Below are 16,529 nucleotides of genomic sequence, written 5' to 3'. Positions count from 1 at the left end.
TCCTCTGCTTATTTTTTGCCCGCCAAGACCTTCAGTGGATAGGGTGTTATGTCCGGAAAAGCGCAACAGCAATCTCGTCTGAAAGAGTTGATCGCCCGCGGTCGTGAGCAGGGTTACCTGACTTACGCGGAGGTCAACGACCACCTGCCGGAGGATATTTCCGATCCGGAACAGGTGGAAGACATCATCCGCATGATCAACGACATGGGGATCAACGTATTCGAGACAGCCCCGGATGCGGATGCCCTGCTGCTGGCCGAGGCGGATACCGACGAAGCCGCAGCGGAAGAAGCCGCAGCGGCCCTGGCCGCGGTGGAAAGCGACATCGGTCGCACCACCGACCCGGTGCGCATGTACATGCGCGAAATGGGTACCGTGGAACTGCTGACCCGCGAAGGCGAGATCGAAATCGCCAAGCGCATCGAGGAAGGCATCCGCGAAGTGATGAGCGCCATCGCCCAGTTCCCGGGCACGGTGGACAGCATCCTGGCCGACTACAACCGCATCGTCGCCGAGGGCGGACGCCTGTCCGACGTCCTCAGCGGCTACATCGATCCCGATGATGGCAGCCTGCCCGCCGAAGAGGTGGAGCCGGTCAACCTGAAGGACGATTCCGCCGACTCGAAAGAGAAGGACGATGAGGAAGAGGAAAGCGACGACAACAGCGATAGCGACGACGAAGGTGACGGCGGTCCGGACCCGGAAGAAGCCCGCCTGCGTTTCACCGCCGTTTCCGAACAGCTCGACAAGGCCAAGAAGGCCCTGAAGAAGCACGGTCGCGGCAGCAAGCAGGCCACCGCCGAGCTGACCGGCCTGGCCGAGCTGTTCATGCCGATCAAGCTGGTGCCCAAGCAGTTCGACGCCCTGGTCGCCCGCGTGCGCTCCGCCCTGGAAGGCGTTCGCGCCCAGGAACGCGCCATCATGCAGCTCTGCGTGCGTGACGCGCGCATGCCGCGAGCCGACTTCCTGCGCCTGTTCCCGAACCACGAGACCGACGAGAAGTGGGTCGACAGCGTTCTGAAGAGCAAGCCGAAGTACGCCGAGGCCATCGAGCGCCTGCGCGACGACATCCTGCGCAACCAGCAGAAGCTGGCGGCCCTGGAAAGCGAAGTCGAGCTGACCGTCGCCGAGATCAAGGAAATCAACCGCGCGATGTCGATCGGCGAAGCCAAGGCTCGCCGGGCGAAGAAGGAAATGGTCGAGGCCAACCTGCGCCTGGTCATCTCCATCGCCAAGAAGTACACCAACCGCGGCCTGCAGTTCCTCGACCTGATCCAGGAAGGCAACATCGGCCTGATGAAGGCGGTGGACAAGTTCGAATACCGTCGCGGCTACAAGTTCTCCACCTACGCCACCTGGTGGATCCGCCAGGCGATCACCCGTTCGATCGCCGACCAGGCACGCACCATCCGCATCCCGGTGCACATGATCGAGACGATCAACAAGCTCAACCGCATCTCCCGCCAGATGCTTCAGGAAATGGGCCGCGAGCCCACCCCGGAAGAGCTTGGCGAGCGCATGGACATGCCTGAGGACAAGATCCGCAAGGTACTGAAGATCGCCAAGGAGCCGATCTCCATGGAAACCCCGATCGGTGACGACGAAGACTCGCACCTGGGCGATTTCATCGAGGACTCCACCATGCAGTCGCCGATCGAGATGGCGACCAGCGAGAGCCTCAAGGAATCCACCCGCGAAGTGCTCGCCGGCCTCACCGCCCGGGAAGCCAAGGTGCTGCGCATGCGCTTCGGCATCGACATGAACACCGACCATACCCTCGAGGAAGTCGGCAAGCAGTTCGATGTGACCCGCGAGCGGATCCGCCAGATCGAAGCCAAGGCGCTGCGCAAGCTGCGCCACCCCTCGCGAAGCGAGCACCTGCGCTCCTTCCTCGACGAGTGACGAACGAACCCCCGGCCCGCAAAGCCGGGGGTTTTTCTTTGCCGCTCGTCTCGCCGTTCGGCGTCTACACTTCCGCTTATACCCCCCTCCATCGCGAGACCGCCTCATGCAGCGTCTGCAGGCCGTGCTCCTCCTGTGTCTGGCCTGCTGCTGGCCAGGGCTGGCCACCGCCCTCACGCTCTCGCCCGAGGAACGGGCCTGGCTGGCCGAACATCCGGAGCTCCGCCTGGGCATCGGCACCTCCTGGCCGCCCTTCGAATTCCGCGACGCCCAGGGCCATTACCAAGGACTGGCCGCCAACTACATCGCCCTGCTGCAAGAGCGCCTGCGGGTCAGCATGACGCCTGTGGAGCCAAGGAGCCGGACACAGGTCCTCGAGCAGGCCCGGGCCGGCCGGCTCGACCTGCTGCCCGGCATCATGGCCACTCCGGAACGCCAGGAATACCTGACGTTCCCCCGTCCCTACCTGGATTTCCCGATCATCATCCTGGCGCGCAAGAACGGGCCGCTGCCGAAACGGATCGACGAGCTCTACGGGCTCAAGGTCGCGGTGGTGGATCACTACGCCCCCCACGAGCTACTGGTCGCCCGACACCCGGACCTCACCCTGCTGCCGCTGCCGTCGGTCGCCGCCGCCCTGCAGGCGCTGGCCACCGGCCAGGCCGACGCGTTCGTCGGCGACTTCGCCTCCAGCGTGTGGAACCTGCGCCAGCTCAAGCTCAGCGGCCTGGAGATCAGCGGCGAGACGCCCTACCGCTACCAACTGGCGATGGCCGTGCCGCGCGGCGAGCCGATCCTCGCCGGGATCATCGACAAGGTGTTCGCCGACCTCCGCGCCGAGGAAATCGATCGGCTCCAGGCGCCCTGGGTCGGCGGCCTGCTCGACCGGCGGCCGGCCTGGGGCGCGCTGGCCCGCTACGGCATTCCTGTCGCCCTGCTGATCCTGGTTTCGGTCGCCGTGCTGCTGGCCATGAACCGCCGCCTGCGCCGCGAGGTAAGCCGGCGCCGCCAGCTGGAACAGGACCTGCGCGACAGCGAGCAGCACTACCGCGGCCTGGTGGAGAGCCTGAACGCCATCGCCTGGGAGATGCGCCTGACGGAAAACCGCTTCACCTATGTCTCGCCACATGCCGAGCGCCTGCTCGGCTATCCCCTGGCCGAGTGGCTGGAGCCAGGCTTCTGGCAACGCACCCTGCACCCCGACGACGCCGAACACGCCATCGACTACTGCCTGAGCGAAAGCCAGGCCGGCCGCGACCACAGTTTCGACTACCGGATGCTCGCCGCCGACGGCCGGGTGGTGTGGATCCGCGACCTGGTCACACTGATCGGGCAGGGCCATGAGCTGCTCCTGCGCGGCCTGATGATCGACATCACCGAGACCAAGCACACCGAACAGGCCCTGCGCCTGTCCGAGCAGAAATTCGCCTCGGTGTTCCACCACTGCCCGGACATGGTGGTGCTGGCCAACGGCGCCGATGGCCGCTTCCTCGCGGTGAACAGCACCTTCGAGCAGCAGATCGGCATCGCCGCCACGGAGGCTCTCGGCAAGACCGCCACCGAACTGGGCATCTGGGGCGCCCCCGGGCTCGGCCCGCAGGTACTGGAAAAACTCGCCCAGGGCAACCTCGCCAACCTCGAGGTACCGCTGCGGCGCCGTGACGGCGATACCTTCAGTGCCCTGCTCAGCGCCCAGCACGTGACCCTCGACCAGCGCCCGGCGCTGGTGGTGGTGATCCGCGACATCACCCGCCTGCTGGAGACCCAGGAGCTGCTACGGATCTCCGAGGAAAAATTCGCCAACGCCTTTCACGCCTCGCCCGACGGTCTGCTGATCAGCCGCCTGGAGGACGGCACGCTGATCGACGTCAACGAAGGCTTCAGCCGCCTCACCGGCTACCGCCGCGACGAAGTCACTTCGCGCTCGACCCTCGAACTCGGCCTGTGGGTCGACCCCGAGGACCGCAAGCGCCTGATGTCGCTGGTGCGCCACCATACTCTGACCCAGGGTTTCACCGCCCCCGTACTGATCCGCAACGGCAGCATCCGCCAATGCGAAATGTCCGCCCACCAGATCAGCATCGGCGGCGAGGACTGCGTGCTGACCATCGCCCGCGACGTCACCGAGCGCCAGCTCATGGAGGAAAAGTTGCAGCAGGCCGCCACCGTCTTCGAAAGCACCGCCGAAGGGGTGATGATCACCGATACCCGCCAGCGCATCACCGCGGTCAACCGCGCCTTCAGCGAGATCACCGGCTACAGCGAGCAGGAAGCCCTCGGCCAGTCGCCGCGCCTGCTCTCCTCCGGGCAGCACGACCGTGCCTTCTACCTGGCCATGTGGAACCAGTTGGAACGCGAGGGCCATTGGCAGGGCGAGATCTGGAACCGGCGCAAGACCGGCGAGCTGTATCCCGAGTGGCTGACCATCAGCGCGGTGCACAATCCGCAGGGCGAGATCACCCATTTCGTCGGGGTCTTCGCCGATATCTCCACCCTCAAGTACGCCCAGGCGCGGCTCGACTACCAGGCCCACCACGACCCGCTCACCGGCCTGCCCAACCGCCTGCTGTTCGAGCACCGCCTTGACCACGCCCTCGACGAGGCGCGCGAGGAAAGCCGTCCCGGCGCCGTGCTGTTCATCGATCTGGACCGCTTCAAGCACATCAACGACAGCCTCGGCCACCCCACCGGCGACCTGCTGCTCAAGGCCATCGCCGAGCGCCTGCGCGACCAGTTGCGCGATGTCGATACCGTAGCCCGGCTGGGCGGCGACGAATTCATCATCCTGCTCCCCGGCCTGCACCAGGAAAGCGATGCCGAGCATGTCGCACGCAAGCTGCTGAACGCCTTCACCGCGCCATTCCAGGCCGATGGCCATGAGTTCTTCGTCAGCGCCAGCATCGGCATCGCCCTGTTCCCCAAGGACGGCGACGACGCGCCGACCCTGGTGAAGAACGCCGACGCCGCCATGTACCGCGCCAAGTCCCGCGGGCGCAGCCGCATCGAGTACTACACCCGCGAGCTGACCTTCCTGGCCACCGAACGCATGGCCCTGGAAACCGAACTGCGTCGCGCCCTCGAACGCGACGAACTGCTGCTCTACTACCAGCCCAAGCTGAGCCTGGAAAGCGGCCTGCTGGTCGGCGCCGAAGCGCTGGTGCGCTGGCACCACCCCTTGTTCGGGGAAATTTCCCCGGAACGCTTCATCCCCCTCGCCGAGGATTGCGGACTGATCCTGCCCCTCGGCGACTGGGTGCTGGAACATGCCTGCCAGCAGATGGGCGACTGGCAGAAGCTGCACGCACCGTTCGGCCCGCTGTCGGTGAACCTCGCCGGCGCCCAGCTCGGCCAGCCGCAACTGATCGAGCGCCTCCGCCAGTTGCTGGCACAGTCCGGCCTGGAGCCCTCGCGGCTGCAACTGGAGATCACCGAAAGCTTCATCATGAACCAGACCGAGGAAGCCCTCGGCGTGCTCCGCGGCCTCAAGGATCTCGGCGTACAACTGGCGATCGACGACTTCGGCACCGGCTACTCCTCGCTCAGCTACCTCAAGCGCCTGCCGCTGGATATCCTGAAGATCGACAAGTCGTTCATCCGCGGCCTTCCCGACGACCCCCACGACGCCGCCATCACCCGCGCCATCATCGCCCTCGGCCGCAGCATGCAGCTCACGGTGATCGCCGAAGGGGTGGAAACCGAGGGCCAGCAGAGCTTCCTCACCCACGAAGGCTGCGAGCAGATCCAGGGCTTCGTCCTCAGCCCGCCGCTGCCCGCCGAGCTGTTCGCCAGCAAGTTCCTCAAACCGCGCCAGCCGATTGGCGCTCCCCGCGAAGCGCCGGTATAATCCGCCGACCTTCTGGGGGCCTATAGCTCAGTCGGTTAGAGCAGAGGACTCATAATCCTTTGGTCCACGGTTCGAGTCCGTGTGGGCCCACCACCTTCAAAGCCGCGCACTGCGCGGCTTTCGCCTTTCTGGCCCACCGAAATAGCCCCTCCTTCCGATTTCATTTCCTCACCTTGGTCCACAAAAGGTCCACACCGTCCAGCGAGCGGGTGCAGGTGGACCACCTCGGCCATGTGGCCAGGACTGAAATGGGCATAGCGCATGGTCATCTGTAGCGAGGCATGGCCCAGGACCCGCTGCAACGTGATGATGTCGCCACCGTTGCGCATGTAGTGGCTCGCGAACGTGTGCCGCAGGACGTGTGTAAGCTGCCCTTCCGGCAGATCCAATCCAACAGCCTCAACAGCCCGGCGGAACGTGTTGTAACCGCTCCGGAATGGCAGCGCGGCCAACAGGCGGCGCTCTAGGTCTTTGGAGATCGGGACAGAGCGGTTCTTACTCGACTTCGTGCGGCTGTAATGCACCATGCCGCCATGCACCTGGCGCACCTGCAGGGACTCGGCCTCACCCCAGCGCGCCCCCGTGGATAGGCAGACTTCGGCGATCAGCCCCGCCGCTGAGTCCCGGGTGTTGAGTTCGTCCAGGAGCGCATCAACCTGGTCAAGCTCCAAGCACACCATCTCCGCGTCGTCGAACTTCAGCGGGCGCACGCTGGCCAGCGGGTTGTCACCCCGCCACTCACCAAGCCGGCTCAACTCGCTGAAAACGGCGCTGAGGTAGGCCAGTTCATGGTTCAGAGTGTTTGCACCGACGCCCTTACCCGCCGCCCCTTTGCGCCGGCCCCTGCCGACGCTGGATCGAACGTGCTGGCCCTCGGCACGCTCGGCGCGATACTGCGCGAACATCGCCGCATCGAACCGGTAGGCCTTCGGATCGCCCATGCGCTCGGCCATCGCTTCCAGCAGACGCAGCCGCTCGGCCCCCGTTTTCAGGTTCTGGCCGTGCAATGAGAACCACAGCCGCACCAGCTCAGACAACCGGCGTTCGTCGCGGGCCGGGCGTTTCTCGAACTCGCCCCGGGCCCCGTCGCCCATGATCCTGTTCTGAAAGTTCAGTGCTTCGTTCTTGGTCCGTAGTTTCTTCCGGATCCTGGGGCCATAGCGCCCCTCGGGCCGGCAATCCACAAGCCACTGGCCATCGTCCAGCTTCCTGATCGTCACGGGATCACTCCGGGCTCACCTGGCCGCACGCTGGAGCCGTGGTCCCTGTCATCAGCCACAGCGTGTACTTCAGGAAACGGGGGTGATTGGTGACTTTCAGGAGGGGAGTGGCCCCCATGTCGATTATGGATGCCTCGTATTTCTTCCAACTGCTGATGCTGATCTCCACCAAGGCACAGAACTCCGCCTGAGTGAGCTTTTCCTTGGCACGTATCGCCTTGAACTTCGCTGGCAAATCCATTCTTCCCCTCTCTTGACAGGTTCCACTTAAGGAACCAACATAGGTTCCGCGTAAGGAACTTATTCCGAAAATATCCCTGCGGAGGTTAGCAGAATGCAGATCACCATCGACACGCCGTATGTGACGCCAAACGAGTTTGCGAGGCGTGCTGGCCTCAACGAACGCACCGTGCGAAACAAGATCGAGCGCGGCGAATTCCTGATCCGCCCAAAGTGGCCAGGCGAAGCCAAAGGAACGGTTTTCATCAACATGATCGACTTGGCCATGGAGGCCGCCGAGCAGGCGCAACGGGTACGCGCCGAGAAAAAAGCGAACGGCAAGGCCGGTAAGCAGTAAGGGGCCGGCAATGACCGCACGCAGCACCCAAGAGCAGTTCGAAGATATCTACCGCCAGGACGTGATCCCGGCCCTGGAGAACGACAGAGAACTGGACTTCAAACCGCACGAAGCCTCGGACGAGTACCTGAACAAAGGGCAATGTCCGGGCTGCGGCAAGCGCTCGCTGTACATCAGCAAGAGCAAGCCCTACCAGTTGAAATGCAACCGGTTGAACCAGTGTGGTTACGAAGAGAAAACCCGCGAACGCTACCGCCACCTCTTCGAGAATCTGAGCGAGCGCTTCCCTTCGACGCCGGAGAACCCCAACGCCACCGCCGACGCCTACCTGCAGCGCAGCCGCGGCTTCGACATTTCCAAGATCGCGGGCTGGTACACCCAGGGCCGCCGGCCGATGGCGAACGGATCCTGGGCGGACACAGTGCGTTTCCCGCTCTGCAATGGCTATTGGGAACGGATCATCGACGCCCGCGCCGTGGCCGCGAACGAAGGCGACAAGGCCGGGATCCGCAAAGGGATGACGTACAAGGGCGATGGCTGGGAGCCAACTGGCCAGACCTACGAGAAGAACGACCGGGTGTACATCGTGGAAGGGATCTTCCACGCCATCGCGCTGTGGCTCGCCGGCTATAAGGTGATCGCCTCGATCTCGGCCAACAACTTCCCGTGGCGAATCCTCGAAGAGAACAAAGGGAAACTCATTACCTGGATCATCGCCCTGGATGATGACCCAGCTGCCCATGCAGTGATTCCTAAGTACCTGGCAGGGATCCGCAAGCGAGGGGAAATCGGCTGGGTAGCCCTAGCCGGGCAGCGGGCCGACGGGAAGAAGCGCGACTGGGACGACGTGTACCGCGACGGCCAGCTGGACGACGCATTCCTGCAGGAAGCGTGCTACCGGGGCCGGCTGTTCTGCGCCACGTCGCCGATGAAGAAGGCTTATCTGCTGTACATCAAGCGACCGCGCCCGTTCTTCCTGGTCGAGTTCGACAACTGCCTGTACTCGGCCCGGGTGAACCTCACCGAGTTGCAGAAAGATCTGGATGGCGACGACGTGGACGGACACCAGCCCGAGTTCGCCAAACACACAACCATCAGCCAGGTGGCCAACTGTGTCCCGCGCTTCGAATACATCGAGCGCGATGCGATCACCGGCGAGCAGCGCTACTTCTTCCAGTTCGACTTCCCGAACTCCCGCCTGAACTGCAAAGAGCCGCTGCCGCCGAGCGCGATAACCGAGCCGCGAGGCTTCACGAAAGCTCTACTGGAGCGCACCCCAGGCGGCATGTTCGAAGGCGGCGAACGGGTGCTGGCCATGCTCAAAAGCGAGTGGCTACGCAACCCCAGCACCGTTCGCACGTTGCCCTTCATTGGCTACGACGAAGCCACTGGCGCCTATTGCTACCCCTCCTTCGGCTTCCACAAAGGCAAGGAAATCATGACCAACGACCATGGCTTTCTGGACATTGGCGGCGACGGTTTGAAGACCTCGGCGCGTAGCTACCCCGTCTTCCAGGGCGAGGCCTTCGACCCGTCCTGGTTCGCAGACTTCCGCGCAGTGTTCAGCCTCAACGGCCTGGCGGCGCTGTCCTGGTGGACCGGTACCCTGTTTGCCCAGCAGATCCGCAGCGCGCAGTCCTCCTGGCCTTTCCTGGAACTGACCGGCGTCGCCGGGTCCGGTAAGACCACCTTGCTTCGGTTCCTCTGGCGCTTGATTGGCCGCAAGGACGAGGAAGGCATCAAGCCCAGCGGCAACGGCGCATCCGGCATCGGTCTACTCCGCGCCATGTCTGCCGTCTCTAACATGCCCGTGGTGCTCCTAGAGTCCGACCGGGAAAAGACCGACGCCATGGGGCGCACCCTGACTGAGCAATACAGCTGGGATGAAATCAAACCGCTGTTCGACCATAACGCCAAGCTGCGTGTCACCGGCGTGAAGTCGGGCAACAGCGATACGGAGGCGCTGATTTTCCGGGGGGCGGTCTGTATCTCACAGAACACCATGGTGGACGGCTCGGAAGCGATCCTGACCAGGATCGTCTATTTGCACATGACGCTGGACCACCATAGCCCCGACCTCAAGCCCCTGGCCGACCGCCTGAAAGCTATCCCGGTCGAGCAACTGGCGGGCTACCTGCGTGCTGTTCTGTGCCAAGAGAACGCCTGGCTGCAGCGCTATTTCGAGGCCTTTCCTCACTACGAACAGCGGTTCATGTCCCAGAGCGGCGTCAGTCACAGCCGGATCGTGCTTTGCCACGCCCAGGTCATGGCGGCGGCCAAGGCCACTCAATCGCTGTTCCCGGCCTGGACCGATCGTGATCTGGAATCCCTGGCACGCCATCTGGAGGCCCGCGCCCTAGATCGGCAACAGAGCTGCACCGCAGAGAACAAGACCGCCGCCCAGTTCTGGCAGATCTACCACTACCTCAACGAGCAGACCGTCACCGTGACGGACAGCGATGGCGAAACCCACCACGAGATCCGCGAGACGCTGAACCACAGCACGGAAAAGGGATTGATCGCCGTCAACCTGAACCACTTCCAGCAGGCTTGCCGCGCTGCCGGCCAGGAGGTGCTGCCTACGGCCCTGCTCCAACGCTACCTGAGGCAAAGCCGCACGCACACCTTCATCGAGACTCGCAAGTGCCATTCCCGCCTGGAACAGCGCTCCATCAACTGCTGGATCTTCAAAAGGGCTGGATAGCCAGTCTTCCGTGGCCTGGAGAGTTTCCGGGATGGGTTCGTGGGTGAGTGGAAAGGCTTTCTGTGTACTCACCCTGAATATCTGGAATATCTGGAAGGAATAGGAATAGTTCAATGAATACAGTCAGTTACACCGATAAAGCAAGCCGCGTACCAGCGGAAGGCCCTGGAAGGTTTTTCCTTCCACTACCTTCCATCAACCTTCCACTTTCGGGCTTTTCGGCAGAGTCGGCTGGAGGCCTAGAGCCGCGTGGCCTACAGCCCTACCGGCATGCAACAACCTTCCACCACCTTCCACCCCAGGTGGAAGGAGCCCCAAAAAAATCAGCCCAGCAACCACGCGGGTTCCAGAGGTGCCGCCGCCACGGCCTTCCACTCCTTCCAGACGTTCCGGGGGAGTACGCGCCGCAGACCTTCTTACGGGGGATCGCATGAGCCTGCCCGCCGATATCGCATACCGCCGCGACTGCCTGGCCCGCCACGTTCTGCGCCATTGGAGGCGCGAAGAGATCACCGAATGGCTGGCCGATCCGAAGCACTCGGAGGAATACCGCGAAGACATGCGCAAGCGACTGAACGAGCAACAGAAGGAGATCCGCAGGAATGAACGCAAGCCAACCGCTCACCCATGAATTGGCCCGCGTTTGCGGCCCGTTCGACCTGGCAAGCACCACCGCGCACCAGGACTTTCTGCACTGCTGGCGGCGTGGCGCCAAGTTGCTGGGCCTGCCGCTGCTGCAACTACCACCGGCGAGGCATTGGGAAATACCCGTGATCGAGGACGCGCACCTACCGCAACTGCTCAAGGCCTTTCGGACCTTGGACACGTCCCGCCAGGTACTGCTGCTGACCATGCTCAGCCTGGCCGGCTTCAAGCGGTCGGCATGGCTCAGTCAGGAAGTGGGTCTGGAGTTCGGCCAATTGGCCGCCTGCAGACTCGGAAATGAAGTGTTCCAGGTGGTGGTCGGCCTGCTGGCCCACCACCGCGAAACCCCAAGCAACTGAGATAGGAGAAGCACTATGCAGAACGAACAGACGCCACGCCAGACCCTGGAAGCCGTACTGGTGACAGCTCTAATCGAGAGAGCCACCACCGCCGCGCTGAAACAGTTGGTACCAGCGGCCTTGTGTCACACCGAAAAGGGCAGCGTGATCGGACGCTTCCTGCTCGCTTTGGACGACGGAGCCGGACACCCCTTCAACCTGAACGATCTGCGCCGCCTGGAGCATGTGCAACTGGATGCCTGCCTGCAGATCCTCGCCGTCGATCATGCAGGCCGGCTTAACGTCCGCCAGCGCGTGGAAAAGGACGCGGACGGCCGCCTGGTCTGGGCTCTGCTGAGCAGCATGTGGGCGCCCCGCAAACCGAACGCCTGACGGCATGAAGAAGAGGCGTCGAGGAGTTGCCGCTCCCCGACGCCGACCACCAACCGAGGACACACCAATGACAGTAGCAACCCAAGGCGGCGGCGCCGCTGAGACTACCACCCCACGGCCCAATACGCTCACCATCAGCGTTCGCTTCTCGACCGGCACCTATGTTGCCCGGGCGAAGGGCCATAAGCAGACAGCCAGTTGCACCGAAAACGCCTGCCGGGCCGCCGAGCGACTGACCGAGAAACTGGGCATGGACCCCAAGACCTTGGAACTGCGGGAGCATCTGGACCAGCGCTGGATCTTCCAGACAATCGAGCTGGTGCCCGGCGAGTTCACCCACTTTTGCCACCTCTGCCCCGACTGCGGACAGACACACCTGGTGCTAATCACGAAGGATGCGCCGCATCCCTACTGTTGCGGCCGGCGCACTCTGTTCAAAGGCGGACGGCACGTCCGGGAGGTCGCAGATGCGCGTTCGTAACGACGAGATCCGCCAGCTGTGCAAGCTGGCCAGGGCAATGGGTTACGCCGTCCAGCAGACCAAGCGGCTGCACCTGAAATTCACCAAGCCCGGGCGGCCTCCAGTTTTCTGCAGCAGCACCCCGGGGGACTGCCGCGCCTGGCTCAATGCCCGCGCCCAGTTGCGCCGTTCCGAGCTGATGGCAGAGGGTGGCCCCGCATGAAAGCTGACCGCCACGGCACTCTGGAAGAACAGAAACGCTACGCGCTGCGCTGGCAGGACGTGAACGAACGCCCGGAGTGCGGCAACTGCTGTTACCTGCGCACCGAGAAAGCCCCGGCAGCAGCTTGTCCAGGTGCGGCCACACTGGCCGTCCACCACTGCGACCGGGGCGGTTTCGTCACCACCAGGACGGCGATCTGCGACCAGCACAGGAGGAAGAAAGCATGAGCAACGGCGCCCCCGTTCACGTCCAGGAGCGACAGGTATTCAACGTCAGCCCGGAGCGTAACCGCCAGGCCCAGGCCCAGTTAGGCCTACCGCCCAGCTTCGTGATCTTCGAGGCCTCCGGCGTCCTGAACTACTTTACCGGCCTGGGCGTGGTCCAAGTGCCCCTGCCGCAAGGCGAGTTCCTGGTGGGCCTGCAGGATCCTGTCGGCGCTCGACGCTTCGGCGTTGTGCGCTTTGACGGACTCGACGACCAAGAGGGATGGGGGGAACAGCAGTAGCCAAATAGAAAAGGGCGCCTCGGCGCCCTTTCCTATTACCCCCTATCTATAGTGATAGTTGTATTCGAGATCAAAATAAGCAGAAGCCGCTAACCTCAAGAATATGAAACATAGCAATCCAAAATCACGAACATAAAATAAAAACCATCCCCAACCCTTAGAACCTTTCAGCCCTCACGGCACTCTATTACCGAATAAATTCGCCATAAAAGCCCCAATCTTGACGCGAAAATATTAAAGAAAAAATCATCAGACATACTACATTAATTCTAACTTTTCCGCTTATCTCCCTCACACTTGACTATGTAATTTTCATAAAAGTAAAGTTAGGAAAACACGCAGTAAGGGAGTTGTTTTCATGGAATTTCAGACAGTCAACCTAACGTCAATCCGCGAAGGCCTGGACGATAGTAGGTATGTCATGAAATTTATTGGTGCTGCCGTTTGCCATGGCCAGTTAGGCGTGGAAGAGCGGCTGGGCGCTCAGATCGTCATGGAGTGGCTAGACCAACGCATGAACGATACCGCGTCCACGCTCCTGGTTCAGGACCGCAAGGCCCCGAGCTGATTAAATAGCTCAACCTGCAGGTGGCGGGGTAACTCCCGGAGCCGGTCAAACAGCAGCCGGTCCAGAGGCTCCGCCGCCGGAACCAAGGTATGCGAAAAAGACAGGTTCATGACGAACCTATGCCCGCAGCCCTTCGCGTCCAGGCACTGGCAATAGAGTTTGGCGAACTCCGGGGTGATGTCCTCTCGCGTAGCAATCCGCGCCTTCTCTCCGCACACCTTGCAATAAACTCGCATTTCGCCCCCATGGTTCCGTTATAGGAACCCATTCTGCCATAACAGCTAGCCCGATACAGGTTCCTTAAACGCAATCCGGCGATCCTCCCGCAGCACTTCATTCACCTGAAGGAACAGCTGTTGGATCGGACGAATCTCGTTATTCATGTACACCCGGTCGATCTTCTCAATGTCACCGAATCCAGCGCTATTCTCCGGAATAATTCCCGCCAGCGCCGGGTTCATTCGCCACGCGGCGATAACATCATTCCGAGTTATGTTCTTGACCTTCTCCAGTTCGTCCTTCGCCTGGAAATCGCCGACCGGGATTATCTGGATCGCCTTTTCAGAGCCGCCTGGGATGTTGACGAACATAGAGCGAAAGTTTCCGACTCCCTTACTTGCCGCAATCTGCTGTTTCAGATTCTCTTCATCTTCTTCCGACAAGTTCTCGTCGTTCGTATAGAACACATATCCGGCATGGGCGCCGTTACTGTAGTAGCGCCGGCGAAACAGTGTCGCCGCTTCGTTCAACAGCAGCGACTGGAGCCCGCCCAAGTAGTCGGGTATCCCGTAGATGTTCTGCTCCACGTCGTATTCTTTCAGGTGCAGCACTTCGTCCTGGTCAAACTCCAGTTCCTCAGCATGCGGCAGTAACATGGTGTACCCGCCGTCCAATCGGCAACGCATGTTGATCGCCGGCAGGTGCTCCAGCTCCAGGACCTGGCCGGCGATGTTCTCGCGCAGGTACAGGAAGCATTCCCCGAACACCATATGGTCCAGGCCTACACAGCGCATCGTCTGCACGCTGAGCCCAAGGGACGGGAGAAAGTCACGCAACAGCAGGTTGCGCTTGAACGGTGCGATGGCGCCGTGATGGGGGTTTGCACGCAGCAGCTTGGCCAGCCCCTGGCGCGACACGGGCGGCAGGTAGATCCGCCCGCACTCGCTGGCGAAGACGCCCAGGTACTCGCCGATATTCTGTGTCAGCACCTGTTCCGGTGCGCCGAACGAGAACGCGCGCGCGCCGTTGCGCTGTTGTGCCTGCTGCCGTGGTTTTCGCTTTGCCATGGGTCGCCTGTGTCGAGCTGCTGAGGGAATAGCGGCTGCGCCGCCGCTTGTTGGTGTTCAGGGGTTCATGAGCCAGCGCGTGCATGATCGACCATGCGACGTCGGCATGGCCGGTTGCCTCAGTCCTAGACGCGCTGTAGGTAATCAGGCCGCTGGCCGTGGTGCCGCGCTTGATCGACAGGAACGCCGCCGCGACCTCGGTCCAACCGGCATCCCATTCGATGCGCTTGCCCTGGATCACGTCCTGGGCCTTGAGCACCAGGGCGTTCTTCGCCTCCAGGCTGTAGTGAATCGGAGTAGCCCGGGGGAAGAAGTCTTTCACCAGGTCGAACACCCCGTAACCGACGCCGGTAATGTCGATGCCGATGTGCTGGACGTTGAAGCGCTCGCACAGCTTCTCGATCTGCTTTGCCTGATGCGTGAACGACGTCCCCCGCCAGCTGTGCTTCTCCAGGATCCGGAACTTGCCGCCCGGCTCCAGGGGCGGAGCAACGACAACGCACGTCGCGTCGTCGCGGGTTCGACTGGGGTCATACCCGAGCCAGACCGGGCGGTTGTCGAACGGCCGCGGGCTGTCCGGGTCGTAGTCGGTCCATAGGCCCAAGTCGGAATAGCAGCGCTCCAGGTCGGCCAAGGCGAATGCAGCCTGGGTGCTGTCGATGAACTTGCACATGAACAGCTGTTCGAAGCGCTCTTCGTCGTACTCCAGTTGCAGGCGCTCCAGGTCGAACAGGTTGCAGCCGCCGGCGATGGCGTCTTGAATCGTGATGACCTTGCGCCACTGCCCATCCGGGCACAACGCGCCGGCGTGGATCTGCGCTTCGCTGGGCCACGGCCCGGCCTTCTTTCCGCGCTTGCTGTTGCGGAACTCCTCGCCGGTCCAGTACGGGTACGCCTGGTGCGTTACTGCGCTGGGCGTGGAGAAGTACGTCAGGCGCCACTTTGCATGCGAGGCCATCGCGCTGGCCACCGTCTGCAGCTTCTGGAAATTGGGGATCCAGAACACTTCGTCGATGTAGACGTGGCCGTGGTAGCTCTGCGCCGTGTTGCTGTTCGTCGAGAGAAACCGCAGTTCCGCCCACGGCTTGCCGTCTTTGCTCAAGATGATGGGATTGCCGGACAGCTCGATATCGAACCATTGCGCGGCGAACGCGACGATGTAGCTGCGGAACACTTCGGACTGGGCGCGGCTCGCGGACAGGAAAATCTGGTTGTCCCCGGTCAGCACCGCGTCCATGAACGCTTCGGCGGCGAAGTAGTAAGTCAGCCCGATCTGGCGCGACTTCAGGATATGGCGGATCCGCGCCGTAAGCGGATTCTTCTTCGCCGCGAACAGCTCCAGCTGGTAGCCGAACATCCGCGACGTGAACTTGTCCAGGAAGTCGATTTCGGTCACGCCGGAGACGTCATTCTTCAACTTTTTGGGCTTGCGTTTGCCCTCTCGTGGCGGACGCTCGCCGCGCTCCCGGCCGCGCTCGGCGCGGGCTTCCGGTGCGGGCTCGCCTGCAGGTGACGGCGCAGGCCTGGCCGCCTGCTTCTGCAGGCGCTCGCGGATCGAGGTCAGTCGGTCCAGTTCGTCCAGGTCTGCTTTCGACAACGCCCCAGGCTTCTCCGCAATCAGCGTGATCCGCCGGCTGATCGCGGCCAGGGGTTCTTCATCTGTCAGCAGTTCGTCCCAGCCGCCCCGGGCGATCCAGTAATAGACGATGCGGACGTTGGGCAGGCCCAGCTGGGCCTGTATCTCCTTCGGCTTCGCCCGCCGGAGATACAGCCGCTTGGCGGCTTCCTTCACTTCGATTGAGTACGACATGGGGCGCAGTCTATGCGCCGAAAATCGCCCTAACGCGCTCCGCAACTGCCTGTT

16 protein-coding genes, 1 tRNA gene and 1 pseudogene are annotated in these 16,529 nt (G+C 62.6%); 13 read left to right on the top strand and 5 right to left on the bottom strand.

What is annotated here, in order from left to right; genetic code table 11:
* Positions 1 to 48 precede the first annotated feature (48 nt).
* The 3 genes from rpoD (at position 49) to PSPA7_RS03415 (ending at position 5,839) form a co-directional block, all read left to right on the top strand.
* Positions 49 to 1,902 (top strand): RNA polymerase sigma factor RpoD, encoded by a 1,854-nt coding sequence (gene rpoD / locus PSPA7_RS03425; RefSeq protein ID WP_012074163.1) that lies wholly within the window; start codon positions 49 to 51, stop codon positions 1,900 to 1,902.
* 106 nt (positions 1,903 to 2,008) lie between these two features.
* Positions 2,009 to 5,746: a bifunctional diguanylate cyclase/phosphodiesterase gene (locus tag PSPA7_RS03420; RefSeq protein ID WP_012074162.1), complete on the top strand. Its 3,738-nt coding sequence runs from the start codon at positions 2,009 to 2,011 to the stop codon at positions 5,744 to 5,746.
* Between the two features lie 16 nt (positions 5,747 to 5,762).
* Positions 5,763 to 5,839: transfer RNA gene (locus PSPA7_RS03415), tRNA-Ile, on the top strand.
* A gap of 161 nt (positions 5,840 to 6,000) precedes the next feature.
* On the opposite strand, the pseudogene PSPA7_RS33110 reads toward PSPA7_RS03415, so the two are convergent.
* Together PSPA7_RS33110 and PSPA7_RS03410 are read right to left on the bottom strand one after the other, a co-directional pair.
* A pseudogene (locus PSPA7_RS33110) lies at positions 6,001 to 6,840 on the bottom strand (phage integrase); the annotation flags it as partial.
* A 130-nt stretch (positions 6,841 to 6,970) separates the two neighbouring features.
* Positions 6,971 to 7,207: a helix-turn-helix domain-containing protein gene (locus tag PSPA7_RS03410; protein ID WP_012074160.1), complete on the bottom strand. Its 237-nt coding sequence runs from the start codon at positions 7,205 to 7,207 to the stop codon at positions 6,971 to 6,973.
* A gap of 93 nt (positions 7,208 to 7,300) precedes the next feature.
* Here PSPA7_RS03410 and PSPA7_RS03405 point away from each other — a divergent pair, with 93 nt between their 5' ends.
* The 10 genes from PSPA7_RS03405 to PSPA7_RS32350 all read left to right on the top strand — a co-directional run bounded on the left by PSPA7_RS03405 (position 7,301) and on the right by PSPA7_RS32350 (position 13,379).
* Complete coding sequence (locus PSPA7_RS03405; protein ID WP_012074159.1) at positions 7,301 to 7,543, top strand: hypothetical protein; 243 nt, start codon at positions 7,301 to 7,303, stop codon at positions 7,541 to 7,543.
* A gap of 10 nt (positions 7,544 to 7,553) precedes the next feature.
* The gene (locus tag PSPA7_RS03400) at positions 7,554 to 10,247 is read left to right on the top strand and encodes a toprim domain-containing protein (protein ID WP_012074158.1); all 2,694 of its coding nucleotides are present in this window, start codon (positions 7,554 to 7,556) and stop codon (positions 10,245 to 10,247) included.
* Between the two features lie 430 nt (positions 10,248 to 10,677).
* Positions 10,678 to 10,878 carry a hypothetical protein gene (locus PSPA7_RS03395; protein WP_012074157.1) on the top strand — a complete coding sequence of 67 codons (201 nt, stop codon included), beginning with the start codon at positions 10,678 to 10,680 and terminating at the stop codon, positions 10,876 to 10,878.
* On the top strand, positions 10,850 to 11,251 hold the full coding sequence (locus PSPA7_RS03390) for a hypothetical protein (RefSeq protein WP_012074156.1): 402 nt from the start codon (positions 10,850 to 10,852) through the stop codon (positions 11,249 to 11,251). The genes PSPA7_RS03395 and PSPA7_RS03390 overlap by 29 nt, the downstream gene beginning before the upstream one ends.
* Before the next feature lie 15 nt (positions 11,252 to 11,266).
* Entirely contained in the window at positions 11,267 to 11,623 is a 357-nt protein-coding gene (locus PSPA7_RS03385) for a DUF7673 family protein (protein ID WP_012074155.1), read from the top strand.
* 67 nt (positions 11,624 to 11,690) lie between these two features.
* Positions 11,691 to 12,104 (top strand): hypothetical protein, encoded by a 414-nt coding sequence (locus PSPA7_RS32355; protein ID WP_034019545.1) that lies wholly within the window; start codon positions 11,691 to 11,693, stop codon positions 12,102 to 12,104.
* Positions 12,091 to 12,306, top strand: a complete 216-nt coding sequence (locus PSPA7_RS03375) for a hypothetical protein (protein WP_012074154.1) — start codon at positions 12,091 to 12,093, stop codon at positions 12,304 to 12,306. The genes PSPA7_RS32355 and PSPA7_RS03375 overlap by 14 nt, the downstream gene beginning before the upstream one ends.
* Complete coding sequence (locus PSPA7_RS30710; RefSeq protein ID WP_012074153.1) at positions 12,303 to 12,533, top strand: hypothetical protein; 231 nt, start codon at positions 12,303 to 12,305, stop codon at positions 12,531 to 12,533. Before PSPA7_RS03375 ends, PSPA7_RS30710 begins: the two co-directional genes overlap by 4 nt.
* A complete protein-coding gene (locus PSPA7_RS03370) occupies positions 12,530 to 12,811 on the top strand; it encodes a hypothetical protein (protein WP_012074152.1) in 282 nt (93 codons plus the stop codon). Before PSPA7_RS30710 ends, PSPA7_RS03370 begins: the two co-directional genes overlap by 4 nt.
* A 358-nt stretch (positions 12,812 to 13,169) precedes the next feature.
* Positions 13,170 to 13,379, top strand: coding sequence for a hypothetical protein (locus PSPA7_RS32350; RefSeq protein ID WP_012074151.1), 210 nt, complete (start codon positions 13,170 to 13,172; stop codon positions 13,377 to 13,379).
* Here PSPA7_RS32350 and PSPA7_RS03360 read toward each other — a convergent pair.
* Genes PSPA7_RS03360 through PSPA7_RS03350 form a run of 3 tightly spaced genes read right to left on the bottom strand, consistent with a single transcriptional unit; the run spans position 13,355 to position 16,475 of the window.
* Positions 13,355 to 13,615: an ogr/Delta-like zinc finger family protein gene (locus tag PSPA7_RS03360; RefSeq protein ID WP_023122741.1), complete on the bottom strand. Its 261-nt coding sequence runs from the start codon at positions 13,613 to 13,615 to the stop codon at positions 13,355 to 13,357. The two genes, PSPA7_RS32350 and PSPA7_RS03360, sit on opposite strands and share 25 nt — an antisense overlap.
* A 45-nt stretch (positions 13,616 to 13,660) precedes the next feature.
* Positions 13,661 to 14,515, bottom strand: a complete 855-nt coding sequence (locus tag PSPA7_RS03355) for a phage portal protein (protein WP_034019547.1) — start codon at positions 14,513 to 14,515, stop codon at positions 13,661 to 13,663.
* Positions 14,427 to 16,475, bottom strand: a complete 2,049-nt coding sequence (locus tag PSPA7_RS03350; RefSeq protein ID WP_012074149.1) for a terminase large subunit domain-containing protein — start codon at positions 16,473 to 16,475, stop codon at positions 14,427 to 14,429. Before PSPA7_RS03350 ends, PSPA7_RS03355 begins: the two co-directional genes overlap by 89 nt.
* Between the last annotated feature and the right edge of the window lie 54 nt (positions 16,476 to 16,529).

Source organism: Pseudomonas paraeruginosa PA7, from assembly GCF_000017205.1.
GTDB lineage: Bacteria > Pseudomonadota > Gammaproteobacteria > Pseudomonadales > Pseudomonadaceae > Pseudomonas > Pseudomonas paraeruginosa.
The sequence above is the reverse complement of the archived record's forward strand: the minus strand, read 5'-3'. Positions and strand labels throughout refer to the sequence as shown.

Bases quoted from the DNA above. Each gene is read 5' to 3' on its own strand.
- rpoD (WP_012074163.1), top strand. From the start codon at position 49: ATGTCCGGAAAAGCGCAACAGCAATCTCGTCTGAAAGAGTTGATCGCC.
- PSPA7_RS03420 (WP_012074162.1), top strand. From the start codon at position 2,009: ATGCAGCGTCTGCAGGCCGTGCTCCTCCTGTGTCTGGCCTGCTGCTGG.
- PSPA7_RS03410 (WP_012074160.1), bottom strand. From the start codon at position 7,207: ATGGATTTGCCAGCGAAGTTCAAGGCGATACGTGCCAAGGAAAAGCTC.
- PSPA7_RS03405 (WP_012074159.1), top strand. From the start codon at position 7,301: ATGCAGATCACCATCGACACGCCGTATGTGACGCCAAACGAGTTTGCG.
- PSPA7_RS03400 (WP_012074158.1), top strand. From the start codon at position 7,554: ATGACCGCACGCAGCACCCAAGAGCAGTTCGAAGATATCTACCGCCAG.
- PSPA7_RS03395 (WP_012074157.1), top strand. From the start codon at position 10,678: ATGAGCCTGCCCGCCGATATCGCATACCGCCGCGACTGCCTGGCCCGC.
- PSPA7_RS03390 (WP_012074156.1), top strand. From the start codon at position 10,850: ATGAACGCAAGCCAACCGCTCACCCATGAATTGGCCCGCGTTTGCGGC.
- PSPA7_RS03385 (WP_012074155.1), top strand. From the start codon at position 11,267: ATGCAGAACGAACAGACGCCACGCCAGACCCTGGAAGCCGTACTGGTG.
- PSPA7_RS32355 (WP_034019545.1), top strand. From the start codon at position 11,691: ATGACAGTAGCAACCCAAGGCGGCGGCGCCGCTGAGACTACCACCCCA.
- PSPA7_RS03375 (WP_012074154.1), top strand. From the start codon at position 12,091: ATGCGCGTTCGTAACGACGAGATCCGCCAGCTGTGCAAGCTGGCCAGG.
- PSPA7_RS30710 (WP_012074153.1), top strand. From the start codon at position 12,303: ATGAAAGCTGACCGCCACGGCACTCTGGAAGAACAGAAACGCTACGCG.
- PSPA7_RS03370 (WP_012074152.1), top strand. From the start codon at position 12,530: ATGAGCAACGGCGCCCCCGTTCACGTCCAGGAGCGACAGGTATTCAAC.
- PSPA7_RS32350 (WP_012074151.1), top strand. From the start codon at position 13,170: ATGGAATTTCAGACAGTCAACCTAACGTCAATCCGCGAAGGCCTGGAC.
- PSPA7_RS03360 (WP_023122741.1), bottom strand. From the start codon at position 13,615: ATGCGAGTTTATTGCAAGGTGTGCGGAGAGAAGGCGCGGATTGCTACG.
- PSPA7_RS03350 (WP_012074149.1), bottom strand. From the start codon at position 16,475: ATGTCGTACTCAATCGAAGTGAAGGAAGCCGCCAAGCGGCTGTATCTC.